This window comes from Streptomyces sp. NBC_00370 (assembly GCF_036084755.1).
Taxonomy (GTDB): Bacteria; Actinomycetota; Actinomycetes; order Streptomycetales; family Streptomycetaceae; genus Streptomyces.
In genome coordinates, this window is record NZ_CP107968.1 from 500,257 (window position 1) to 523,527 (window position 23,271).

The 23,271-nt window shown below is 70.7% G+C and carries 22 protein-coding genes; 6 read left to right on the forward strand and 16 right to left on the reverse strand.

What is annotated here, in order from left to right; translation table 11 throughout:
- Nucleotides 1–38: 38 nt before the first annotated feature.
- On the reverse strand, nucleotides 39–902 hold the full coding sequence (locus tag OHS57_RS02235; RefSeq protein ID WP_328580778.1) for an SDR family oxidoreductase: 864 nt from the start codon (nucleotides 900–902) through the stop codon (nucleotides 39–41).
- 128 nt (nucleotides 903–1,030) lie between these two features.
- On the opposite strand from OHS57_RS02235, the gene OHS57_RS02240 reads away from it, so the two are divergent.
- Entirely contained in the window at nucleotides 1,031–1,483 is a 453-nt protein-coding gene (locus OHS57_RS02240) for a MarR family winged helix-turn-helix transcriptional regulator (protein WP_041999335.1), read from the forward strand.
- A 43-nt stretch (nucleotides 1,484–1,526) separates the two neighbouring features.
- Here OHS57_RS02240 and OHS57_RS02245 read toward each other — a convergent pair whose 3' ends face one another.
- The gene (locus tag OHS57_RS02245; protein ID WP_328584990.1) at nucleotides 1,527–2,651 is read right to left on the reverse strand and encodes an FAD-dependent oxidoreductase; all 1,125 of its coding nucleotides are present in this window, start codon (nucleotides 2,649–2,651) and stop codon (nucleotides 1,527–1,529) included.
- A gap of 225 nt (nucleotides 2,652–2,876) precedes the next feature.
- Here OHS57_RS02245 and OHS57_RS02250 point away from each other — a divergent pair, with 225 nt between their 5' ends.
- Nucleotides 2,877–3,230: a VOC family protein gene (locus OHS57_RS02250; protein WP_328580779.1), complete on the forward strand. Its 354-nt coding sequence runs from the start codon at nucleotides 2,877–2,879 to the stop codon at nucleotides 3,228–3,230.
- Between the two features lie 93 nt (nucleotides 3,231–3,323).
- Here the strand turns inward: OHS57_RS02250 and OHS57_RS02255 are convergent, their stop codons facing one another.
- Nucleotides 3,324–3,896: a TetR/AcrR family transcriptional regulator C-terminal domain-containing protein gene (locus OHS57_RS02255; protein ID WP_328584991.1), complete on the reverse strand. Its 573-nt coding sequence runs from the start codon at nucleotides 3,894–3,896 to the stop codon at nucleotides 3,324–3,326.
- An 80-nt stretch (nucleotides 3,897–3,976) separates the two neighbouring features.
- Between OHS57_RS02255 and OHS57_RS02260 the strand changes: the two genes are divergently transcribed.
- A complete protein-coding gene (locus OHS57_RS02260) occupies nucleotides 3,977–5,239 on the forward strand; it encodes an FAD-dependent monooxygenase (RefSeq protein WP_328580780.1) in 1,263 nt (420 codons plus the stop codon).
- Between the two features lie 4 nt (nucleotides 5,240–5,243).
- On the opposite strand, the gene OHS57_RS02265 is transcribed toward OHS57_RS02260, so the two are convergent.
- Together OHS57_RS02265 and OHS57_RS02270 are read right to left on the reverse strand one after the other, a co-directional pair.
- Nucleotides 5,244–5,732 (reverse strand): GNAT family N-acetyltransferase, encoded by a 489-nt coding sequence (locus tag OHS57_RS02265; protein WP_328580781.1) that lies wholly within the window; start codon nucleotides 5,730–5,732, stop codon nucleotides 5,244–5,246.
- Nucleotides 5,733–5,789: 57 nt separating this feature from the next.
- On the reverse strand, nucleotides 5,790–6,329 hold the full coding sequence (locus tag OHS57_RS02270) for an FABP family protein (protein WP_328580782.1): 540 nt from the start codon (nucleotides 6,327–6,329) through the stop codon (nucleotides 5,790–5,792).
- A 189-nt stretch (nucleotides 6,330–6,518) separates the two neighbouring features.
- Between OHS57_RS02270 and OHS57_RS02275 the strand changes: the two genes are divergently transcribed.
- Both OHS57_RS02275 and OHS57_RS02280 read left to right on the forward strand, forming a co-directional pair.
- Nucleotides 6,519–7,190, forward strand: a complete 672-nt coding sequence (locus tag OHS57_RS02275; protein WP_328580783.1) for a GntR family transcriptional regulator — start codon at nucleotides 6,519–6,521, stop codon at nucleotides 7,188–7,190.
- 44 nt (nucleotides 7,191–7,234) lie between these two features.
- The gene (locus OHS57_RS02280; RefSeq protein WP_328580784.1) at nucleotides 7,235–8,443 is read left to right on the forward strand and encodes an amidohydrolase family protein; all 1,209 of its coding nucleotides are present in this window, start codon (nucleotides 7,235–7,237) and stop codon (nucleotides 8,441–8,443) included.
- A 138-nt stretch (nucleotides 8,444–8,581) separates the two neighbouring features.
- Here the strand turns inward: OHS57_RS02280 and OHS57_RS02285 are convergent, their stop codons facing one another.
- The 7 genes from OHS57_RS02285 to OHS57_RS02315 form a co-directional block, all read right to left on the reverse strand.
- Nucleotides 8,582–9,619 carry an ABC transporter ATP-binding protein gene (locus OHS57_RS02285; protein WP_328580785.1) on the reverse strand — a complete coding sequence of 346 codons (1,038 nt, stop codon included), beginning with the start codon at nucleotides 9,617–9,619 and terminating at the stop codon, nucleotides 8,582–8,584.
- The gene (locus OHS57_RS02290) at nucleotides 9,616–10,701 is read right to left on the reverse strand and encodes an ABC transporter ATP-binding protein (RefSeq protein WP_328580786.1); all 1,086 of its coding nucleotides are present in this window, start codon (nucleotides 10,699–10,701) and stop codon (nucleotides 9,616–9,618) included. Before OHS57_RS02290 ends, OHS57_RS02285 begins: the two co-directional genes overlap by 4 nt.
- Nucleotides 10,698–11,645 carry an ABC transporter permease gene (locus tag OHS57_RS02295; RefSeq protein WP_328580787.1) on the reverse strand — a complete coding sequence of 316 codons (948 nt, stop codon included), beginning with the start codon at nucleotides 11,643–11,645 and terminating at the stop codon, nucleotides 10,698–10,700. Before OHS57_RS02295 ends, OHS57_RS02290 begins: the two co-directional genes overlap by 4 nt.
- Complete coding sequence (locus tag OHS57_RS02300) at nucleotides 11,645–12,616, reverse strand: ABC transporter permease (RefSeq protein ID WP_041999311.1); 972 nt, start codon at nucleotides 12,614–12,616, stop codon at nucleotides 11,645–11,647. Before OHS57_RS02300 ends, OHS57_RS02295 begins: the two co-directional genes overlap by 1 nt.
- A complete protein-coding gene (locus OHS57_RS02305; RefSeq protein ID WP_328580788.1) occupies nucleotides 12,613–14,226 on the reverse strand; it encodes an ABC transporter substrate-binding protein in 1,614 nt (537 codons plus the stop codon). The genes OHS57_RS02300 and OHS57_RS02305 overlap by 4 nt, the downstream gene beginning before the upstream one ends.
- Before the next feature lie 302 nt (nucleotides 14,227–14,528).
- Nucleotides 14,529–16,187 carry a phosphodiester glycosidase family protein gene (locus OHS57_RS02310; protein WP_328580789.1) on the reverse strand — a complete coding sequence of 553 codons (1,659 nt, stop codon included), beginning with the start codon at nucleotides 16,185–16,187 and terminating at the stop codon, nucleotides 14,529–14,531.
- A 208-nt stretch (nucleotides 16,188–16,395) separates the two neighbouring features.
- Nucleotides 16,396–17,259, reverse strand: coding sequence for a LysR family transcriptional regulator (locus OHS57_RS02315; RefSeq protein WP_328580790.1), 864 nt, complete (start codon nucleotides 17,257–17,259; stop codon nucleotides 16,396–16,398).
- A gap of 94 nt (nucleotides 17,260–17,353) precedes the next feature.
- Between OHS57_RS02315 and OHS57_RS02320 the strand changes: the two genes are divergently transcribed.
- A complete protein-coding gene (locus OHS57_RS02320) occupies nucleotides 17,354–18,091 on the forward strand; it encodes an SDR family NAD(P)-dependent oxidoreductase (protein WP_328580791.1) in 738 nt (245 codons plus the stop codon).
- Nucleotides 18,092–18,199: 108 nt separating this feature from the next.
- Here OHS57_RS02320 and OHS57_RS02325 read toward each other — a convergent pair whose 3' ends face one another.
- From OHS57_RS02325 to OHS57_RS02340, 4 genes are all read right to left on the reverse strand, one after another.
- Nucleotides 18,200–19,597, reverse strand: coding sequence for a discoidin domain-containing protein (locus OHS57_RS02325; RefSeq protein ID WP_328580792.1), 1,398 nt, complete (start codon nucleotides 19,595–19,597; stop codon nucleotides 18,200–18,202).
- Between the two features lie 217 nt (nucleotides 19,598–19,814).
- Entirely contained in the window at nucleotides 19,815–20,720 is a 906-nt protein-coding gene (locus tag OHS57_RS02330; RefSeq protein WP_328580793.1) for a class I SAM-dependent methyltransferase, read from the reverse strand.
- A gap of 50 nt (nucleotides 20,721–20,770) precedes the next feature.
- Complete coding sequence (locus OHS57_RS02335; protein ID WP_328580794.1) at nucleotides 20,771–21,865, reverse strand: NAD(P)-dependent alcohol dehydrogenase; 1,095 nt, start codon at nucleotides 21,863–21,865, stop codon at nucleotides 20,771–20,773.
- The gene (locus OHS57_RS02340; RefSeq protein ID WP_328580795.1) at nucleotides 21,862–23,265 is read right to left on the reverse strand and encodes an aldehyde dehydrogenase family protein; all 1,404 of its coding nucleotides are present in this window, start codon (nucleotides 23,263–23,265) and stop codon (nucleotides 21,862–21,864) included. The genes OHS57_RS02335 and OHS57_RS02340 overlap by 4 nt, the downstream gene beginning before the upstream one ends.
- Nucleotides 23,266–23,271: the final 6 nt, after the last annotated feature.

The window sequence follows — 23,271 nt, forward strand, 5'->3', positions numbered from 1 at the left end:
GCCCCGGTCGCGCCAGGTCTCGGGCGGCGCTCGCAGCCTCACGCGTCGGCGGGCCGGCGGAACGCGTCGGCGTTGCGGGCGCACCAGTCCGCGAAGGTGCGCGGCTTGCGGCCGAGCAGGCGTTCCACGGTGTCCGTCCGGAATCCGACGGTGTCGGCCCGCATGACGGCGAATCCCTCCGTGATCGCCTCGGCGAGCGCCGGTGGCGCACCGTCGGGGAAGCGGGAGCGGACGATTTCGTCCGTGGTGGCCGCCTCGCGCACCTCGATCGCGAGGCCGGTCGCCTTGGCGATGATCCGGACCTGCTCGGCAACGGTGAACGTCTCCTCCCCCGTCAGGACGTACTCCTGGCCCTGGTGGCCGTCCTCGGTCAGGGCGAGGGCGGCGACCGCGGCGATGTCCGCGGGGTCGATCGGCGCGTAGCGGCCGGGGCCGATCGGGTCGAGTACGTAGCCGCCCTCGCGGATGGTGGGCACCCAGTCGAGGGCGTTGGTGGTGAAGCCGCCGGGGCGCAGGATCGTGGCGGGGATGCCGGAGGCGCGGACAAGCTTCTCGCGTTCGTGGTGCCAGTAACCCATGGCGGGCATCGGGTCGCCGAGGACGTTGAACGACGAGAGGTGGACGACGCGGCTCACCCCTGCCGTCCGGGCCGCCGCGAGGGCGTTGGCGGTGTAGTCGGTGCCGATGCCCTGCGTGAGCAGGAACAGGGCGTCCACGCCGGCGAAGGCGGGTCTCAGTGTGGCGGGCTCGCCCAGGTCTCCGACGGCGAGTTCCGCGGCCTCGGGCAGTCCGGCGGCACGGGCGGGGTCGCGGACGAAAGCACGCAGCTTGGCGCCCCTCGCGTTGAGCTCGCGGGTGAGTTCACGGCCTATGTTCCCGGTGGCACCGGTGACCAGTATCATGGTGACTCCTTACGGTCGTTTGCCGTCTAACGAATACTCGAAAAACGTTAGCCGGTGAATCATTAGCCGTCAATCGATTCCTGATGGGCGCCCGAACTGCCGCTTGCCCACCTCACCGAGAGGCCGCGATGTCTGAGTTCCTGGACCTGCACGGCAAAACGTCGAAGGCGCTCCGGGCGCTGTCCGACCGGGCCATGCGCCGCTACGGGTTGCATCTGGGCCAGAACTACCTGCTCGCGGTGTTGTGGGAACGGGACGGCAGCGCGCCGGGCGAGATCGCCGCAGCGCTGAACGTCACGACGCCCACCGTCGTCAAGATGGCAGACCGGCTGACCACCGCAGGACTGCTCACCCGGCGCCGCGACGACCGGGACAACCGCCTCGTACGGCTGTGGCTCACCGACGCGGGCCGCGACCTGCGGAAGCCGATCGAGGCGGAACGGCGGCTGATCGAGGAGACCGTCACCGCCGGTCTCACCGGGGCGGAACGCGAACAGCTGTTGAGCGCGCTGGCGAAGGTCCACCGGTCGGCGCTCGACATGCTCGAAACCAACGGTTCGACAGGGCCGGCCGCCACCTGACGCCCGGCCGGCCTCCGCCGATGCCTTACCGGTGCCGCTCGGTCTACTGGGGCTGCGCGGCCTGCGTGAAGAAGTTGATCACCTCTTCGAGCGTGGGGTTGTCAGGGGCGTCGACCTCGGCCTCGCCGACCGCGGCGCTGCGCGGGAACATCGTCTGCTCGTACGCGGTGAGGGCCGCCTCGACGTCGTCGGGGTGCGCGGCGATGGCCTGACCGAGTTCGGCGCCGTCCAGCATGGCCAGATTGGCGCCTTCGCCGTTCGGGGGGATGAGGTGGGCGGCGTCGCCGACCAGGGTCACCCCGGGCACCCGGTCCCACCGGTGCCCGACCGGCAGTGTGTGGTGGGGGCGCAGGATCGGTGCGGTGTCGCTTTCGGTGATCAGGGCCGTGACCTCCGGGGCCCAACCCTCGAACTCCTCGGCGATCCGCGCGGTGGCCGCGGCGGAATCGGTGAAGTCGATGTCGGCGAACCACTCCAGCGGCTTGGTCAGCATCACGTACGCGTGGAGGGTTTCGTCCTTCTCCCGGTGAGCCGCGATCTGCGCCTTGTCCGGTTCGATCGCGAACATCGACCCGCCGCCGACCGCCTTCGCGACAGCGGGGTGCCGGGTGTGGGCGTCGAACAGGTAGGTCTCCACGAACGACATGCCGGTGTACTCGGGTACGGAGTCGGAGAGCAGCGGCCTGACCCGGGACCACGCGCCGTCCGCGCCCACCAGCAGGCTCGTGACGACGGCGCTGCCGTCGGCGAAGGTCACCTCGTGGCGCGAATCGCCGAGGGTACGGACCCCGCTGACCTTGTGACCCCACCGCACGGTGCCGGCCGGCAGCGAGTCGAGCAGCAGCTGCCGCAGCTCACCGCGCTGCACCTCGGGGCGGCCACCGGTGCCGTCGTCGGGCTGGTCGAGCATGACGTTCCCGTCCCGGTCGAGGATCCGCATCGCCTGGCGGCCCTCCAGGACAATGCCGCGGAACTCGTCCATCAGGCCCGCCGCCTGCACGGCCAACTGGCCGTTGTAGTCGTGGATGTCGAGCATCCCGCCCTGCGTGCGCGCGTTCGGGGAGGGCTCCGCCTCGTAGACGGTGACCGGGATGCCGTGTACGTGCAGGACGCGGGCGAGCGTGAGGCCGCCGAGGCCGGCGCCGATGATCGTCGCGTCGGTGGTCATGGCGTCAGTGGTCATGTGAATTCCTTGCCTGTCGCAGGCCTGCCGGACGGACACCCGGCAGGATCTCCGACAAGGCTCCGGTCCCCCGCCGACAAACCGGCAACAGCGAACCGACAGCCCCGACAGGTGACCGACACCGCCACTCCGACCCGCCGAACGCCCCAGGTCAGGGCGCCGATACGCCGGGCCCGCGCGGGCGTCCGGGCAGCCTGGCAGGATGGCGGCATGGAACGTGTGACGGGAATCGGCGGGTACTTCCTGCGGGCCGCCGATCCGGCGGCCCTGAACACCTGGTACCGCGACTGTCTGGGCCTGGACGCCGACGAGAACGGTCTGTGGCAGCAGGGGGCCGGGCCGACGGTCTTCGCGACGTTCGAGTCTGGGACCGACTACTTCGGCTCCCGATCCCAGCAGGTCATGCTCAACTTCCGGGTCAGTGACCTGGAGGCGATGCTCGCGCAACTACGGGCCAGGGGCGCGGACGTGGCCGAGGAGACGCAGGAGATGGCGGGCGTCGGCCGGTTCGGCTGGGTCACCGACCCCGAGGGGAACCGGATCGAACTCTGGCAGCCCGTCTGATCCGACACGAAGCAGCCCGCCTGACGTGACGCGTAGTCCGGGTGACCGGCGGATCTTGTACGGCTCCGCCGGTGTCGTACGGTGCGACCTGATTCAGCCCTTCACGCGGCCCGCCAGGCCGTCCACGATGAGGGCCAGTCCCGCTTCGAATGCCGACTCGTGGTCGATGACCGGGATGTCGGCAGACTGATCCGCGCCGTCCACCGGGCCGTTCGCCGGGCCGGTGTCCGCCTGTTCCTCCAGGACGCTGCCGACCGTGAAGCGACCGGCGGCCAGCATCGCCATCTGCGCGTCCCGCTCGGGCACGCCGGAGGCGATGAGGAATTCCATCTTGCGCGCGATCCGGTCGAGGTCCGCGGTGGGGATGGTCCCGGCGTGCAGCCGCGCTCCGTCGCGGCGCATCAGCAGGGTATGCCGGAAGCTGCGCGTGTTGTCGAGGAACCACGCACGCCAGTCGTCGGGGAGCGCCGGCAGCGGGACGGTCGCGTGGGGTGCCATGGCGGCCTGCGCCATGGCATTGAGCAGTTCCTTCTTGGTGCGGAAGTGCCAGTAGAGCGACGGCTGTTCGACGCCCAGTCGCTTCGCGAGCCGGCGTGTGCTGACGGCGTCCAGCCCGACCTCGTCGAGCAGGTCGAGCGCCTCGGTGATGACGGTCCCACGGTTCATCTTGGTCACATTGACAATCTATCGCTGATAGATGACTCTGAAAAGGAACCATTCACCGATAGATTTTGGAGCGGATGGCCATGACACAGATATCGGGACAGCAGTCCCTGCGGATCCTCGTCGCGGGCGGTGGCATAGCGGGACAGGCGCTCGCCTTCTGGTTGACGCGAGGCGGTCACCGGGTGACCGTCGTCGAGCGCTTCCCGGCGCTGCGGGCCGCGGGCGCCCAGGTCGATCTGCGGGGCCAGGGCATCGAGGCCGTCACCGCCATGGGGCTCCTCGACGCGGTGCGGGGCAAGCTCGTGGACGAGGCGGGTGTCGCCTTCGTGGACGCGCGCGGCCGGGCCAGGGCGACGATCATGGCCAACACCTCGGGGCAGGGCCGGCAGACGCTGACGTCCGAGTACGAGATCATGCGCGGGGACCTGGTGCGCATCCTCCACGACGCGACGAAGGACGACGCGGAGTACGTCTTCGGCAAGAGCGTGGACGGCTTCGACCAGGACGAGCACGGGGTCGTCGCGCACTTCTCCGACGGGTCCAGCGACGAGTTCGACCTGCTGGTCGGCGCGGACGGGCAGGGGTCACGCATCCGACGGGCGATGCTCCCCGAGGGCACCGATCCGTACCGGCGGCTCGGCATCCACATGGCGTACTGGTTCGTCCCGCGCATCGCGTCGGACAGCAACATCCGGGACACCTACATGGCGCCGGGCGGTCGCCAGATCATGCGGCGCAGCCACAATCCGACCGAGACGCAGGCGTACTTCGTGCTGCGGGAGGAGTCAGAGGAGGCGTCGGCGGTTCACCGCGAGTCCGCCGAGCGTCAACAGGCCTTCTGGGCCGACCGGTTCCGGGACGCCGGATGGCAGACCGAGCGCTTCGTCGCGGGTATGCGGACGAGCCCGTTCTTCTACTCGCAGGAGATCGTGCAGGTGCGTACGGACACCTGGTCCAAGGGGCGGGTGGTCCTGGCCGGTGACGCCGCGCACTGCGCTTCCCCGTACAGCGGGATGGGGATCTCGGGCGGGCTGGTCGGTGCCCATGTCCTGGCGGGCGAGCTCAACCGGCATCCGCACGACCTGCCGACGGCGCTGGCGAACTACGACGCCGTACTGCGGCCGTTCGTCGACAAGATCCAGGCCGAGGTGAATCCACGCATCCCGCGCCTGGGCATGCCGATGACGCAGCGCGCGATCACCGCCTTCCAGTCCGCGACCGCCGTGGCCTGCTTCCTGCGTGTCCCCGACCTCGTCGCCCGCTACTCGAAGGAGGACCGCGGCGGCGACTGGCAACTCCCCCAGAACCCGGCACCGTTGGGCGTCTCTCGCCTCGGCCTCTAGGCCGTCAGAGGGCGCGATGCATGATGTGCAACCCGACGTAGCCGTGGGTCGGATGCCGGAAACCTTCCGGCAGCGTGCCCAGCACCTCGAACCCGAGGGACCGGTAGAGGTGCACGGCGGGCGCGTTCGTCTCCACGACCGCGTTGAACTGCATTCCCCGGAAGCCGGCTGCTCGCGCCCACTCCACCGTGTACGCACACAGCGCCCGGCCCACACCTTTGCCGGAGTGCGCCGGGTCAACCATGTAGCTGGCGCTCGCGATGTGCGAGCCGTTGCCCATCTGATTGCTGTTCATCTTGGCCGTACCCAGAACCGCTCCGGCTTCGTCGACGGCGACAACCGTACGGTTCGGCGACGACAGCAGCCACCACTCACGGCCTTGCTCCTCGCCGAGATCGAGCGGATAGGTAAAGGTCTCGCCCGCGGCGACGATCGCATGAAAGAAGGGCCAGATGGCGGACCAGTCGTCGGCAGTGGCTTCCCTGATCAGCATCCGGCCAGCATGCCGGTAGCCCCACACACCTGCCAACGCTTTTCGCTCCCCCGCCCGCTAGACGCGGCGGAGTTGGGCCGACAGGTGGTGTTGGAGGGGTTGGCCCAGGGCTGCCAGGTCGTGGGTGAAGTGCAGTGTGTCGTCGTCCGTCAGGTGGTAGCGGCGGCGGGTGGCGTTGACTTTCTTGGCGGTGGGGGTGAGGGCGACCTCGTGGGTGGTCAGGTCGACGGCGCCCGCGTCCGCGTGGCCGGTCGCGATTTCCGCGATGCCGGTGGGCTGGGTGATCAGCGCTTCCACCCGGCCGTCGGGCTGGAGGCGCCACCAGCCGCTTTCGCGGGCCGACGGGCGCAGTGGGCTGTCGTTCGCGTCGAGCAGCCAGGCGCGGGCCTCGTAGTGGAGGAAGGGGCGGCCGTCGTGGCTGAAGGTGACTTCCTGCCCGTAGCTGAATTCGTCGGCCAGCGTCGGGTATCCCCCGTGGCCCCGGCCAGTCCACGTGCCCAGGAGTCCGGTCACCGGCGCCAGCAGGGCGTGCGGTGCGGGTGTTTCGTCGGGGTCGAAGGCGTCGGGGTACGGGGGCGGTGGCGTGGGGAAGGACATGATGGGTGCTCCTGGGTCGGGGCCGCTGGCGCGTGCAGCCTATGGCAGTCGCACAGGCCTCTTGGCCGGTATACCGATTCAGCCGGAGCAGGGTGAGAGAGCTGAGAAATATCGGAACTATAGCCGCTTATCGCTCGCTCTCTTGAGCCTTGGAACGTCACTGGTATGCCAAATGCTAAAGTGCTCGACGTGACCGCGAACCCCCACGACGGCGCCTCCTCGCACGTCGACCACGCCGAACAGACTCTGCGGGCCGCCATTCTCGACGGTACCCAGCCGCCGGGCTCCCGGCTGCGGGAACGTGAACTGTCCGAGGCCCTCGGCTACTCCCGGGTCCCGGTACGGGAGGCCCTCTCCCGGCTCGCCGCCGACGGGCTCGTGGAAGTCTCGCCGCGCCGTGGCGCATCCGTGCGGCGGCTCACCCTGCGTGACGTGGACGAGCTGTTCGACCTGCGGCTGAGCCTGGAGGTCTTCGCCACCCGGCGCGCCGCCGAGGTGAGCGCCGCCGGTGCCAGCACGGTCCGGCTGAGCGAGCTGATGTCGATCGCCGAGGACGCCACGCACCGGGGTGACGTGCGGGAGATCCCGGCGGCGAACACGGCGCTGCACGAGGAGATCGTGGCCCTCACCGGGAACGAGTTGCTGCGGACGACGTTCCAGCCGTCCCTGGGTCTCCTCCAGTGGGTGTTCACCCTCACCAGCAACCGCGACCAGAGCGTGCAGTGCGCGGAGCACCAGGACATCTGCGCCGCGATCCGGGCGGGCAAGCCCGACCTCGCCGCGGCCCTCGCGTACACGCACATCGAGATGGGCCGGGCGCCCTCGCTCGACTCGCTCGCCGGCGTACTGCCGCCCGACTGACGGGCCCGTACCTGGCACCAACCCCGCAAGGAGCACCACCACCCATGCTGATCAGGAATGTCCGTCCCTGGGGCGGCGAAGCCAGCGACATCGAGATCCGCGAAGGCCGGATAGCCGCCGTCGCCCCGCACGACCCCGCCCGGCTGGGCAACGGTTCGGACGTGGACGGCCGGGGCCGGCTGGCGATGCCGTCCTTCTCCGACGTCCACTGCCACCTGGACTCCAACCGGATCGGTCTGCCGTTCCGCCCGCACACCGGCAAGCCGGGCGTGTGGGGTCTGACGATGAACGACCGCGACCACTGGCGCGAGGACCCGCCGGTCGCCGACCGGGCCACGGCGCTGCTGGGCCGCATGATCGAGCGAGGCACCACGCGCGTACGGAGCTACGCCCAGATCGACGCCGACTGCGGCCTGGAGCGCTTCGAGGGCGTCCTCGCGGCGAAGGAAGCACACAAGGACCGGGCGGACGTCGAGATCATGGCGTTCCCGCAGGCCGGCCTGCTGCTGGAGAAGGGCGTCCCCGAGCTGATGGAACAGGCGCTCTCGTCGGGCGCCGCGGTGGTCGGCGGTATCGACCCGTGCACGCTGGACCGTGACCCGGTGTGTCACCTCGACATCGTCTTCGGTCTCGCCGAGCGCCACCAGGCGCCGATCGACATCCATCTGCACGAGCCCGGCCATCTGGGCGTGTTCAGCACCGATCTGATCCTGGAGCGCACCCGCGCCCTCTCCATGCAGGGCAAGGTGACGCTGTCGCACGCGTATGAACTCGGCACCGTCGACGAGGCCACCACGCGCCGTCTCGTCGAGGAGTTCGCCGAGCTGGATGTCTCGATGGCCACCATCGCCCCCGCGCAGCAGCAGAACGCCCTCCCCCTCGCCGAACTGACGCGGGCCGGCGTACGGGTGGGCCTCGGTGAGGACGGCCAGCGCGACTACTGGTCGCCGTACGGCAACGGCGACATGCTCGACAGGACCTGGCAGCTGGCGTTCACCAACCGCTACCGCCCCGACGAGCTGATCGAGCACTGCTGGGCCGTGGCCAGCCGTGGCGGCGCCGCCATTCTCGACCCGTCGCTGGAGCGGCTGACGTCCACCACCGACCGGCCTGGCGTGAGCGCCGGGGACGCGGCGGACCTTGTCCTGGTCGACGGCGACAGCGTGGCGGCGGCCGTCATGGACCGCGGCACCGACCGTACGGTCATCCACGCGGGCCGGGTCGTCGCCGACCAGCTGCGGCTCGTCGGCTGACCCACCGGCGACAGTTGAGGGCCGGACCGCACTGTGCGGTCCGGCCCTCGGCCGTTGTACGGCACCGTCACCTCGATGCCGGTACCCCCTGGGCGGGGAACGGGGCTTCGCTCCCGGCCCAGGGGCGTCTCTGCCCGGTCAGCCGGCGGCGGCCGCCGGGGCCGCCGTCGCGTCCGGTGCCGTACCGTCCGCCGCCACCAGGTGGCAGGCGACCTGACGCGGAACGCCGTTCCCCGCCACCGGCAGTGTGCGCAGGGCCGGTGCCTCGGTGCGGCAGCGGTCCGTCGCCAGCGGGCAGCGGGTGTGGAAGTGGCAGCCGGGCGGCGGATCGAGTGGGCTGGGCAGGTCCCCGCCGAGCACGATCCGGGTCCGCTCCCGCTGTTCGTGCGGATCCGGTACGGGCGCGGCGGACAGCAGCGCCTGCGTGTAAGGGTGTTTCGGATCGGCGAACAACTGGGCCGCGGGGGCCTGTTCGACGATCCGGCCCAGATACATCACGGCGATGCGGTCCGCCAGGTACTCCACGGCGGCCAGGTCGTGCGTGATGAACAGGCAGCCGAAACCGCGCTCGCGCTGGAGGTCGGCGAGCAGGTTGAGCACGGACGCCTGGACCGAGACGTCCAGGGCCGACGTCGGTTCGTCCGCCACGAGCAGTACCGGCTCCACGGACAACGCCCGTGCGATGGAGACGCGTTGCCGCTGGCCGCCGGAGAGTTCGTGCGGCTTGCGGTCGGCCAGCTCCGGGCGCAGCCCGACCTGACGCAGCAGTTCGTCCACGCGGCGTGACGCCTCGGCCCGCCCGGCGATGCCGTGCAGCCGGATCGGCTCGGCGACGATCTGACGGATCGTCATGCGCGGGTTGAGCGAGGACGACGGGTCCTGGAAGACCAGGTGGACGTTACGGCGCAGCGGCCGCATGGCGCGGGCCGACAGGGTCGTGACGTCCGCACCCTGGATGACCACTTCGCCGCCGGTCGGCCGGTCGAGCCGGACGACGCAGCGGCCCACGGTCGACTTGCCGCTGCCGGACTCACCGACCAGGCCGACGACTTCGCCGGGGCCGATCGTCAGCGAGACACCGTCGACCGCGCGAACCGTGCCGGTCCGCGAGCTGAAGTGGCGTCGCAGGTCGTGGACTTCCAGCACGGGGGTGACGGTGTCGTCGGGGGCGGTCATCGGGCACCTTCCTCTGCGGCGGGCGCGGGGACGGGAACGGGGCCGGGTACGGCCGGATGGTGGCAGGCGACCCGGTGCGTGCCCGCAGCCGTGCGCAGCGCCGGCCGTCCTGCCCGGCAGTCGTCCTGCGCGAAGGCACAGCGCGGTGCGAAGCCGCAGGCGTCCGGCTGGACGCGCAGATCGGGTACGAGGCCGGGGATCTCGTTGAGCCGGGAGCGCCCCTCGGGGGTGCGGCTGCCCGGCCGGAGCACGGCGCCCAGCAGGCCGCGCGAGTAGGGATGGCGGGGTGCGGCGAACAGCTCGTCCACCGAGGCCTGTTCGACGGGCCGTCCGGCGTACATGACCAGCACCCGGTCGGCCGTTTCGGCCACGACGCCGAGGTCGTGGGTGATGAGCACGATGGCGGTGCCGAGGCGGTCCCTGAGGGACTTGAGCACGTCGAGGATGCCCGCCTGCACCGTGACGTCCAGCGCGGTGGTGGGCTCGTCCGCGATGAGCACCGCCGGGTCGCATGCCACGGCGATGGCGATCATCACGCGCTGACGCATTCCGCCCGAGAGCTGATGGGGGTATTCGTCCACGCGCCGGTGCGGGGCGGGTATACCGACCAGGTCGAGCAGTTCGACCGCGCGGGCCTTGGCTTCCTTACGGCCGAGTTTCTGGTGACGGACGAGTACTTCGCTGATCTGCCGTCCCACGGTGAGTACCGGGTTCAGCGAGGTCATCGGCTCCTGGAAGATCATGGACAGCCGGCGGCCGCGTACGGCCCGCAGGGCACGTTCGCTCGCGCCGACCAGTTCCTCACCGTCGAGGGTCACGCTGCCGCCGATCCGCGCGGTGGGCGGCAGCAGCCCCATGACGGCCATGGACGTCACGGACTTGCCGCAGCCGGACTCGCCGACCACGGCGAGCACTTCACCGGGCGCGAGGTCGTACGAGACCCCGTCCACGGCGTGCACGGTGGACTCGGGGCCGTGGAAGGAGACCGTCAGGTCGCGGACGCTGAGCACGGGAGCGTCGCCCCGCCGCGGCGTGGTGGCCGGTGCGGACGGCGATGCGGGGGACGGTGCGGTGGGGGTCATCGGGAGCCTCCACGGGGATCGAGGATGTCACGTACGCCGTCACCGAGCAGGTTGAACGCGAGGGTGGCCAGCACGATGACGAGTCCGGGGAACACCGCCATCCAGGGGGCGGTGGCGATGAACGGCTGGGCGCTGGAGAGCATCACGCCGAGCGAGGGCGACGGCGGCTGTACGCCGAGGCCGAGGAAGCTGAGCGCGGCCTCGCCGATGATCGCCGTCGGGACACCGACGGTGGCCTGGACGATCAGCGCCGATGTGGCGTTGGGCAGCACGTGCCGGAAGAGCAGTGTCCGGTCCCCCGCCCCGTTGGCGACGGCCGCTGCCACGTAGTCGAGGTGCTTGAGCCGCAGCGTCTCCGCCCGGGTGATGCGCACGACGGCCGGTATCTGGGAGATGCCGATGGCGATGGTGGCGTTCTTCAGCGACGGGCCGAGTACGGCGGCGAGGCCGACGGCGAGCACCAGGAAGGGAAAGGCCAGCATGGTGTCGGTGAGCCGGGAGACCACACTGTCGGCGACCCGTCCGTAGTACCCGGCGAGCAGACCCAGTGGGACCGCGATCACGAAGGCGAGGGCCACGGAGACCACACCGACCTGCATGGACGCGGTGACTCCCACGAGGACCCGGGAGAGCTGGTCGCGCCCGAGGTCGTCGGTGCCGAGCCAGTGCGCCCAACTGGGCGGTGCCAGCGCCGCGTCGAAGTCGGGCAGCGACGGGTCGTACGGCGCGACGAGTGACGAGAAGACGGCGACGAGGACGAAGACAGCGGCGAGCAAAGCGCCGACGAGCGCCAGCTTGTTGCGGCGCAGCTTGCGCCAGCCGGCCGCGAGCCGTTCGGCGGCTCCGCCCGGCGCCGGTCGGTCCTTCGCCGTGCCGGGGCCGGCAGCCGGAGAGCCCGGAGGACCCGAAGGTGCTGACAGGGTTGGGGAGTTGACGGCGGACATCAGGAGCCTCCCAGCCGGATGCGCGGGTCGATGACCGAGTACAGGAGGTCGACCAGCAGATTGATCAGGATGTAGGCGGCCGAGGTGAAGAGCACGACGCCCTGGACCATCGCGTAGTCACGGGTGAAGACCGCGTCGATGGTGAGTTTGCCGAAGCCCGGCAGGACGAAGACCTGTTCGGTGACGACGGCGCCCGAGATGAGCTGTCCGAGCTGGAGTCCGAGCACGGTGATAACCGTGACCAGCGAATTGCGCAGTGCGTGCGTGCCGATGACGGCGCGGTGCGAGAGCCCCTTGGCGCGGGCCGTGCGGACGTAGTCCGACGACATGGCGTCGAGCATCGCCGCGCGGGTCTGTCTCATGACCACGGCGGCGAGACCGGAGCCCAGCACGATCGCCGGGAGCACGAGCCGGCGCAGGTTCTCCACGGGGTCCTGTCCGAACGGGACGAAACCGGAGGCGGCGAAGACCGGCATGGCGATGGCGAAGGCGAGGACCAGCAGCATGCCGAGCCAGAAGGTCGGCACCGACATACCGAGGAGGGCGACCCCGTTCGCGAACCACTCCTCGGGACGGCCGCGGCGCACCGCGGCGACGATTCCGGCGCCGATGCCGACAACGACGGCCAGGATCAGGGCCAGCGCGGCGAGTTCGAGCGTGATGGGCAGGGCGTCGAGGATGGAGTCCAGGACGGGCAGCCCGCTGCGGGCGGAGGTGCCCAGGTCTCCGGTGACGGCGTGCCGCAGGTAGTCCCAGTACTGCACGACGATGTTGTCGTTCAGCCCGTACTCCTCGCGGATGGCGGCCAGCACCTCGGGTGAGGTCTGCTCGCCGGCCAGGGCCTGCGCGGTGTCGCCGGGCATGGCGCGGACGCCCGCGAAGACGGTGATGCTGACGAGCACCATGGTGAGCAGCGCCTGTCCGACGCGGCGTCCGAGGTACGAGGTCAGAAGTCCGGTGACGCGATTCATCCTTGGCCTCCCTTCACGTAACCGGCCTCCTTGACCCTGATGAGTCCGTCGCCGGACAGCGCGATGCCGCTGATGTCCTTCGATGCGACTGCGTAGTTGATGTTCCGGTAGAGGTAGATCACCGCGTGCTGGCGGTTGATGGCCCGGGTGAGCTGCTGGTAGATCACGCGCCGTTTCGCCGGGTCGGCGGTGGAGCGTCCCGCGGTGATGAGCCGGTCGATCTCGGGATCGGAGAGCTTGCCCTGGTTGTTGCTGCCGGTGGTGCCGACGAGGCTGTCGATGTTGCCGGCCGGATCGGGCTGGCCGCCCCAGCCGCCGGTACGGGCCTGGAAGTCGCCGGCGAGTGTGCGGGTGAGACCGGTGGCGAACTCGGTAGGCCGCAGCCGGACGTCGAAGCCAGCGTCCTTGGCCATCGCCTGGATGACCTGGCCGAGCCGGTTGTCCTCCGGCGTTGTGTTGATCATCAGCTCCAGCGGCACGGGAGTGTGCACCCCGGCCGCCTTGAGCAGTCGCTTCGCCTTCGCGACGTCGCGCCCCGGGCAGGTGACGGGGGTGCTGAGCGGGGTGCCGGGCGGCACCGGGCCGCAGGCGGGCTCGTACATGTCCTGGAAGACCAGCTTGTTGATCAGCTCGCGGTCCAGGGAGAGGTCGAACGCCTCACGGACGCGCACGTCCCGGCCGAAGGGCGTGTCGACGTGTCCGGGCTTCTTGTCCACACCGTCCGTGTTGCCGACGTTGAGGGTGAGCGCCATGTAGCCCAGGGACGGGGTGTTGAGCAGTTGCAGGGCCTTGTCGCCCATGCCGCTGCGCACCTCGACGGGCCCCATCTGGTCACCGATCTGCACGTCGCCCGAACGCAGGTTGGCCAGACGGATGTTGCCGTCGGTGATGGTCTTGTAGACCACGTGGTCGAGATGCACCTTGTCGGCGTCGTAGTAGAGCGGGTCCTTGGTCAGCTCGATCCGGTCGCCGACGACCCGCTTGACGTACTTGAACGGGCCGACGCACGAGGGGTGCGTGGCGAAGCTCTTGCCGTACGTCGCGATGGCCTTGGGCGACATGACGAGCCCGGCCGTGTTGGCCAGCCGGCCGAGCAGCGGGGTGTCGGGGTGCTTGAGGGTGAGCCGCACGGTGTACGGGGCGATCGCCTCGACCTTCTCCACCGAGTCGATCTCCGACGCCCGGCCGGAGCCCGGCAGGTGAAGGTCGCGGTCGAGTGAGGTCGTGACGGCCTTGGCGTCGAGCTTCGCCCCGTCGCTGAACCGCGCGTCACGGCGGACGTCGAAGGTGAAGGTGCGACCGCCGTCCGTGATCTTCGGGAGTGTGGCGGCGAGTTGTGGGACGAAGCGGTTGTGCTGGTCGACGTCGTACAGCTGCTCGCACATCGACGTGAACACGGTCCGCGCGACCAGCGTGCCGGTCAAGGTGGGGTCGAGCTTGTCCGGGTCGGACTTCAGGCCGATCACCGCCGTGCCGCCGTCACGGACCGGCCGCGCGTCGACGAGCCGGGGTGCGGTGGCCGTGTTCGCACCTGGCGGTGAGAGCGAGCCGCACCCGGTGGCGAACGTCAGCAATGCGGCCACCGCGAGCGCGAGAGGTAGGCGACGCACGGGACCACACCTCCTTCACAAGTGGCGGGATGCGCGCCCGATCGAGCTGCGCCGTTGAGGCGACACGGTATACCGGAGCGGTGTTTCACGATGTGGATCGTGTCGCCATTCTGCGCACCAATGACCCTTAATGCCCGCCATATACAGGACATTCTTCCCGCATCAGTCAATGATGATCGTTATGTTTTCGAGTCTTTGGTATACCAGATGCGTGCCTCGGCAGCTCTCGCACAACGAACGCCGCCGCCCAGCGAGGTCATCGCAGGGCGGCGGCGTGGTGGGAGGGGTTCAGCGGCGCATGCTCAGTGGTTCGTGCGGGGAAGCACCTGGAGTGTGTCGCCCACGGCGCGCTCGCCGGTGGCGTCCGACGTGTGGTTGACCAGTGCGCCGTTCACCGCCATCGCGGTGGAGCCACCGCCGTCGAGGTTGAGCGCCTGGTCCGCGCCGAGCGAGCGCATGAACTCGGCTGCCTCCTGCAGGGTGAAGCCCTCGCTGCCGCCGGCCTGCCGCCCGTCCACCGTCGCCAGGATGAGCCGGCCGCGCCTGTCGATGCCCGCCATCGTGCGCGGCTGGCGGGTGTTGGCCCAGGCGTACCCGAACGAGAGGTCCTTCTGGTCCACCGTGCCCTCGGCTGCGGCGTCGATGCGCACCCGGCCGTTCTCGACCAGGGTCGGAGCGGCGCTCACGATGCTGTCGCCCTTGCCGAGGACGACCTTGCGCCCGCGCTCGTCGCGCACGGTCTCCTCGACGTCCACGCGCCGCTCGGGTGCCGCGTGTGCGGTCAGCCAGTCGGCGGCCGACCCGATGCCCTGCAGCACCGAACCGCCGGCGGGCACGAGACCGCCGCGCGCGCCCACCGAGACGACCTTGCCGGAGCGGTCCAGCACGGCCTGGCTGCCGGTGCCTGTCGGCAGGGCGGCCGTGAACTCCGGTGTGAACAGCACGAGATCGTCGGTCTTGTGACAGGTCACGTCCTGCCAGGGCCGCTCGCTCGGCGTGCCGCCGGGCCGCCCGCAGTCCCTGACCGTGCCGGGGACGCGGTTGATGCCCTCGACCGTGTACCGCGCGCCGCCGACCCGCGCGACGGCGGTGCTGGTCAGGTCGGCGATGCGGACGTGCCGGCCGCCGTCGGTGAGGACGAGCGCGGCGCGCGCGCCCGCAGCCATCGACTCCAGGCGCCCGTCGTAGGCGGCGATGCCCGACTGGATCCCCTGGACGCCGTCGCTGTCCGAGGTCACGAAGAAGCCCGCGTTGACCCCGACGAGCGAGCGCAGTTTCGCGGCCACGGACGACGTGGTCCCGCGCTGCGTGACACTGCCGTCGTGGGTGCCGGTGACCGTACCCGTGAAGGTGCGCGGGTCGACGATCGCGACGTGCAGGTTCTCCACGTCGGCCCGCTGGTCGGCGTCGTAGCCCGTCCACTCCACCGCGGTGTGGAAGCCGGCGGCCGTGACGGCCTGGGCCGCCGCGGCCGCTTCGGCCTGGGTGGCGTACGAACCGACGCGTACCCGCAGGCCCATGAGGCCGTGCGGGGTGTCGCTGTACGCCGGCCAGTCGATCCGGTCGACGCGCGGCGCGAAGCCGTTCGCGCGCAGTTGCCCCGCCGTGGTGTCGGCCCAGGATCGCGGACCGACCGTGGCCCAGGTGGCAGCGCCGGAGAGCCGTCCGGTGGTGGGCGCCTGCACGGTGATCGTCCAGGCGGGCGCGGCCTTGGCGTTCGTCACCGTGCCGGTGCGCACCTCGACGCCCCGGGCGACGTGCCGCGTCGTCCAGTGCGAGGTGACCGAGGTGCGGGTCGCTGCGGAGAGGGTGGTGCCGGGGGTGGCCGCCTGGGCGCTGCCGAGGGCGCCCAGCGATGTGGCCCCTACCAGGACCGCGGCCGTCGCCAGGGCGGCGCGCGGACGCCTGGGACGACGGGACGGGGCCGAGGTGTTCCGGACTGCCGTGCGTGCTTGGTTCATTGATCCTCACCGGGACGAAGGCGACGACCCGGCCAGGGACCACTTCGGCCGGGTGTCCGAACAGGTCACGATGAGAACCGTGAGGAGCGAGGGGGCGGACACGCCCGGCCGAAGGAGAGGCGAACATTGGACGACGCGGTGCCGTGCACGCTGTCAGGCACAGCTCTGCCGGTGCCGGTCTGCCGGTTTTTTCAGGGATCTATGCCGGTCAGAGCTGGGTGGCCGTACGGACCAGCCCGGCGAGGGCCACGGAGCGGCTGTGCGCCGGCCAGGCGATGTGGGTGACGACCGGGGGCGCGTCGGTCAGCGGGACCCCGGTGTGTTCGGCCCACAGCCAGGCGCGGGCGGACTCGGGGAAGACGGCGGCGGTGCGGCCGAGGGCGATCAGCTGGGCCAGCTGCGTCTGGTCGTGGACCTCGGGGCCGGGGCCTGGCGGGTACGTGTCGTGGCGCGGCCAGCGGGCGAGCGGGAGATCGGGCACGTCGGTGATGTCGGCCAGGGACAGCGTCCTGCGCGCCGCGAGGGGGTGCCCGGCGGGCAGGATGGCGATCTGTCCCTCGGTCATCAGTTCCTCGCTGTCGAACCCGGTGAGGGAGTTGAACGGCGCGTGCATGAGCGCCGCGTCGGCGCGGCCGTCGCGCAGCATCCCTTCCTGCTCGCACATGCCGCTCGGCAGCACTTCGAGCTCGGCGGCGTCGGGCTCGGCGGCGTAGGCGGCGAGGAGCTTCTGCAGCAGCTCGTGGGAGGCGGCGGCCTTCACCGCCAGCACCAGACGGTTACGGGGGCCGCCAGGACCGTCGGCGCCACCGGCCCGGCGCACGCGGCGTACGGCGGCGGTGGTCGCGTCGAGGGCGGCGGCTCCCTCGTACAGCAGCACCTCTCCAGCGCCGGTCAGCGACACGCCCCGGCGGTTACGGTCCAGGAGGGCGACGCCGAGGCGCCGTTCGAGCTGCTGGATCGCCCGGGACAGCGGCGGCTGGGCCATGCCGAGGCGCTCGGCGGCGCGGCCGAAGTGCAGCTCCTCGGCGACGGCCATGAAATACCGCAGTTCGCGGGTCTCCAAGATGTCCACACCTCAGAGCGTAACTCAGTGATACCTGCCGGGTATCACAGAGCACCGTATCGGTGTTGGCCGCACGGCTCGCCCGCGAGCGAGCATCGACGGCATGAGCGAAACGAAGATCGCGCTGGTGACCGGCGCGAACAAGGGAATCGGGTACGCGATAGCGAGCGGGCTGGGTGACCTCGGCTACCGCGTCGGCGTCGGAGCCCGCGACGAGGCCCGGCGCGAGAGCGCCGTCGGGAAGCTGCGCGCCGCCGGGGTGGACGCGTTCGGGGTGCCGCTGGCCGTGACCGGCGACCGGAGCGTCACCGACGCCGCGGCGCTGGTCGAGCGGGAGGCCGGGCGGCTGGACGTCCTGGTCAACAACGCCGGTATCTCGGGGGAGATGGGTCCGGGCTGGGTGCAGGACCCGACCGCGCTCGACCTCGACGTGGTCCGCACGGTCGTGGAGACCAACGTGATCGGTGTGATCCGGGTGACCAACGCGATGCTGCCGCTGCTGCGGCTCTCCGCGTCGCCACGCGTCGTGAACGTCTCCAGTTCCGTCGGCTCGCTGACCAGGCAGGCGGATCCGAGCGTCGAGATCGGTCCGATCATGGCGGCCTACTCGCCGTCGAAATCCTTCCTCAACGCCGTCACCGTCCAGTACGCCCGGCAGTTCGCCGGTACGAACATCCTGATCAACGCCGCCTGCCCGGGGCTGGTCGCCACCGACTTCACCGACTTCCAGGGGCCCCGCACCCCCGAGCAGGGCGCGGCCACCGCGATCCGGCTCGCGACGCTGCCCGACGGCGGCCCCACCGGTTCGTTCTTCGAGGACGACGGCGTGGTTCCCTGGTGACCCCGGGTCTGTTGTGATCACGGACGACATGGGCCTGCCGCGCACCGGAATCCCTGGCCCTCCGAGGTGCGGGGGCCAGGGATTCGTTGAACTGCCGTTCCGGGCTGATCAGCTGCCGAAGACCTGGAACTCGTACAGCGAGTATCCGTACGGGGTGCCGCGCTGCGTTCCGTAGACGCGGACATAACGGCCCGAGCCGCTCACGTTGAGCGTCTGGGCACCGCCGGTCCCTGTGGTGGTCGAGTAGACGGTGGTCCAGTTGGTGCCGTCGGCCGAGGTCTGGATCTGGAACGCCTTGCCGTACGCGGCCTCCCAGTTGAGCTTCACCTGGTTGACGGTGTGGGTGGCGCCGAGGTCGACCCGCAGCCACTGCGGGTCGCTGAAGGCGCTGGACCAGCGTGTGCCGTTGTCGCCGTCCACGGCCGCAGAGGCGGGGGTGCCGGCGTTCTCGGTCGAGGAGGCCGTGACGGGCTTGCCCTGAGCGAGGTTGGTCGAACTCCCGCCGCCACCGGGCGCCTTGTTGTAGACGGCGACGTAGTCGATGTTCATCTGTCCGCCGGAGACGGTGGCGGCGTTGGGTCCGCCGCCGAACGCGGCCGGGAAACCGCCGCCCATGGCGAGGTCGTAGATGATGAAGAACGGATGGTCGACGGCGTTGGTCCAGGTGGAGGCGCTCACCTGGCTGGAGTTGACGGTGAAGTAGTTCGTGCCGTCGAGGTACCAGCGGATCTGCTCGGGCGAGACCGACCGGTCGATCTGCACCGCGTAGGTGTGATACCCGGTCTGGCAGCCGGAACAGGCACGTTCACCACTGCCGATGCCGGTGCTCTCGTTGCACGGGCCGCCGGGGTTGGTGCCGCAGTGCAGCGTTCCGAAGACGGAACTGCGGCCGTTGATGTCCTCCATGATGTCCACCTCGCCCGAGGTGGGCCAGGGGGTACCCGTACGCAGCGGGGCGCCCAGCATCCAGAAGGCGGGCCAGTATCCGGCGCCGTTGGCGGTGGTGACGTTCGGCTGCTGGATCGACGACTGCATCATCACGACACCGCCGGCCGGGGCGCCGTAGGTGGCGGCCTGGGTCTCGATGCGTCCCGACGTCCAGCCCGAGCCGGGATCGCTGCCGGAGTGCAGGGCTTTGAGTACGAGGTGACCGTTGCCGTCGTGGAAGACGTTGGCCGTGCTGTTGGTCATCGTCTCGATCTCACCGGTGCCGAAGCTGCTGCCCGGCCCGGTGTCGTACTTCCATGTGCCGGTGTCCACACCGGTGTTGGCATTGCCGTTGAAGTCGTCGCTCCAGGTGGTGGTGAAACCGGCGGGAGGTGCGGGGACCGCGGCGGGGGCCGGAACGGCGGCGGGGTGTACCGCCTGTGCCGCCGCGCCCACGGGCGCGGACGCGGCGGCGCCCGGCGAAGCTGCGGCGGTCAGACCGGCCAGGCTCAGCGCGCCGACGGTCAGCGTGACGAGCGCGGCGCGTGCCGGGGACAGTAAGGGTCTTCTGCGGAACATGTGCGTTCTCCTCTGCTCGCGATGCACCAGATGTGGGGTGGAGACCGGGTGGAGCCGCGTCCAGCGTGGAACATCGTGAGAGCGCTCTCAGGCAGGGTGATGTCTATAACCCCGGTCATCCGGCGTCAAGGAGTCGCGCAACAATCCGCACCGACGGGCCTGGGGTGGGACGGCTCGTACAGCACAGCCGTCCCACCCGCACCCGGCGGATGCAGCCTTACGGTCGGGGCTTGTCCGCGAAGACCCAGCGGTTGCCCGCCAGTGCGTCGTTCGGCTCGGGCAGCGGACCGCGTCCGTGGTGCTGGGTGAAGTCGTAGGGGGTGTGGACCGCCGTGGACCAGCCCTTGCGCGCCAGATCACCGGCGGAGTCGGGGCGTGGCGCTCTGTCGAACAGGTCCAGCAGGTCGATGCCGATCTGGCGTGTCGTCGAGGTGTAGAGCGGGCTGTCGCGGTACTCCAGCAGGTCCCTGTCGAGTTTGACCTCGAAGGCCAGGGCGCTTCCTGGCGTACTCAACCGGTCCACCGTGTCGAGGAGATACGTCTCGGCGGCGGCCGGCAGGTAGAACAGCAGCCCCTCGGCGAGCCAGACGCTCGGTGCGGCAGGATCGAAGCCGGCGTCGGCCAGCGCGCCCACCCAGTCGGCGCGCAGATCGACCGGGACGGGGACGCGCGTCGCCTTCGGGGTGGCCGACAGACCGTCGAGGACCCGGTGCTTGAAGGCCAGCACTCCTTCCCGGTCGATCTCGAAGATCACGCAGCCGGGAGGCCAGTCGAGACGGTACGCCCGCGAGTCCAACCCCGCGCCGAACAGGACCACTTGGCGGGCGTTGTGCTGCACCGACCGGAGGAGGAAGTCGTCGAAGACCCTGGTCCGCAGGCCGAAGTAGCGCGCGAACCGCCCCCACAGCGGGTTCGCGTCGCCGTCCGCGACATGCTGCATCCGTACGGGCCAGCCGGCGGACGCCGGTGCGGCGCGCACGAAGTGCTCCGCGTAGGCGTCCTGTGCCAGGGTGTCGTGGCGGTGGGTCTCGATCGCCCGCGCCGCGGCGACCAGGAGAGCCGTCACACCCACTCCCCCTTCCACCCCGTCGATGCCGACGTTACGAGACGTTGTGCTGACCACATGTCCTCCTTGGGACGGGCGAGTGGGGACCTGGAGCGGGACTGCTCCCCTTACGGCAGCAGGACGGGTTTGACCACGCGGCCCGCTTCGCAGTCGCGTTCCGCCTCGTTGATGTCGGCGAGCGGGTACGTGCGGATCAGTTCGTCGAACGGGAACCGGCCGGCCTGCCACAGCGCGGTCAGCCGTGGGATCAACAGCCCCGGCACCGCGTCGCCTTCGCAGATGTGCGAGATCTTCCTGCCCCGGTCCAGTGCACCCGGTTCGAGCGACAGTTCCGTGTGGAGCCGTGCCACCAGGCCGAGGTGGCCGGTCGGGCGCAGGGAGCGCAGCGCGTCGTTGATGAGCTGGGCGGAGGCGGTGGTGTCCAGGGCGTACCGCGCACCCCCGTCGGTCAGTTGCCGGATGAGGCCCGGCAGGTCGGTCGATTCGGCGTGTACGGGAATCGCGCCGAACCGTTCGGCGAGGGCAAGCCGTTCGGGGTGCCGGTCGACGGCCACGATCGCCGCTCCGGAGGCGGCGGCGGCCATCACAGCGGCCAGTCCCACCGCCCCCGCGCCAAGGACGATGACGGTGTCACCGGGCAGCACACCGAAGGAGTTGAAGACCGCTCCCGCGCCGGTGAGGAAGCCGCAGCCGAGCGGTCCGAGCAGTTCGACGGGGAGCGAGGGGTCGACCCGGACGGCGTTGCGGGCCGCCACCACCGCGTACTCGGCGAAGGAGGACTGGCCGAACCACCGGGGTGCCAGTTCCATTCCGGACGCGTCGGCGTACCGCGCCGCGTTCTCCTTGCGCCCGCCGAAGAGATTGAGCGAGGCGAAGGAGTCACAGTAGGCGGGGGCGGCGGCCAGACAACTGCGGCAGCTGCCGCAGGAGTCGAAGCTCAGCACGACGTGATCGCCTGTGCTCAGGCCGGTGTTCGGGCCGCCCGTCTCCACCACCACCCCGGCCCCCTCGTGGCCGAGCACGGCCGGCAGCGGTGAGCGGCCCGCCGAGCGCCGGACCGCGAGATCGGTCCGGCACATCCCGCAGCCGGCGATCCTGACCAGGATCTCGCCGTCGGCAGGTGCTGGGTCGAGGGCCACCTCCTCAAGGACGAACCGGCTCTCGTACGAGCGCAGTACCGCCGCGCCGAAGCGCCGCGTCACACCTCCTCCGGACGGTGCACGACGAACGGCCGGAGGTTTCCGTAGAGCCCCCACCGGCCGCCGGCGACGCCGAGTCCGCTGTCCTTGCTGCCCGCGAAGGGCTGGGCGAGGGACAGTTCGGCGTGGTGGTTGATCCATGCCGTGCCGCACTCCAGCCGGTCGGCCACCGCTTCGGCCCGGTCGAGATCGGTGCCCCACACGGAGCCGCCGAGCCCGAACGGGGTGTCGTTGGCGGCCTCGACGGCTTCGTCGAGGCTCCCGTACGGCAGCACCGGCAGGACAGGGCCGAACTGTTCCTCCGTCACCACCCGGCTGTCGGGGAGGACATCGGCCAGGATCGTCGGTTCGTAGAAGTAGCCCGGCCGGTCGGGCCGGTGACCGCCGGCCGCGACACGCGCCCCGTCCGTCAGGGCCTGGGCCGTGTAGCGCTCGACGCGGGTCAGTTGGGGTCCGTTGTTGACGGGGCCGAGCTGGGTGTCCGGGGCCAGACCGGCTCCGACGACGGTGGTCTTCGCCCGCTGCGCGAGTGCCTCGACCACGTCGGAGTAGAGCCGGGCCGGGGCGTAGACGCGTTTGACCGCCATACAGACCTGGCCGCAGTTGCGGAACGCCGCCCAGAACAGCCGGTCGGCGATCCGCTCCACATCCACGTCCTCCAGCAGGATGGCGGCGTCGTTGCCACCCAACTCCAGGGTGACGCGGCGCAGTGCCGCCGCCGCGCCTTCGGCGACGGCCCGTCCGGTGGGGATCGAACCGGTGAAGGTCACGTGCCGGATGCCCGGATGGGTGGCCAGCCGGGCACCCAGGGGGTCCTGACCTGTGACGACCGTCAGTACGTCGTCGGGGAGGGCGGTGGAGACGACGGATATCAGCAGTCGCGTGGCGAGGGGGGTGAAGGGTGAGGGTTTCACCACCACGGTGTTGCCCGCGGCGAGCGCGGGTGCGAATTTCGCCGACGCGAGCTGAAGCGGAAAGTTCCACGGGACGATCGCGGCGACGGGCCCGAGCGGTCGCCAGCGGACTTCGCTGCGCACCGGCCGGCCGTCCCTGATCGGCTCGGGACCGGGGGCAGGCTCGGCGAAGTGCCGTAAGCGGGCTGCCGTACGGGCGATCTCCGCGCGCGACTCGGCCAGCGGCTTGCCCTGTTCCCGGGTGAGCAGCGGGGCGAGGCCGGCGCAGGCCGCCTCCACGGCGTCGGCTGCGGCGAGCAACGCGGCGGCGCGGGCGACGGGGTCGGTCCGCCAGCCCCGCCAGGCGTCGTGGGCCCGGCCGACGACGGCGTCCAACTCGTCGGGGTGTTGGTCGGGAGCGTCGTCGAAGGGTTCGCCCGTCGCCGGATCGACGACGGCGAAGCGCTCCCTGCGGGTTATGGTCGCGCGACGGTGCTGACTCGCCGGCATGCCGGC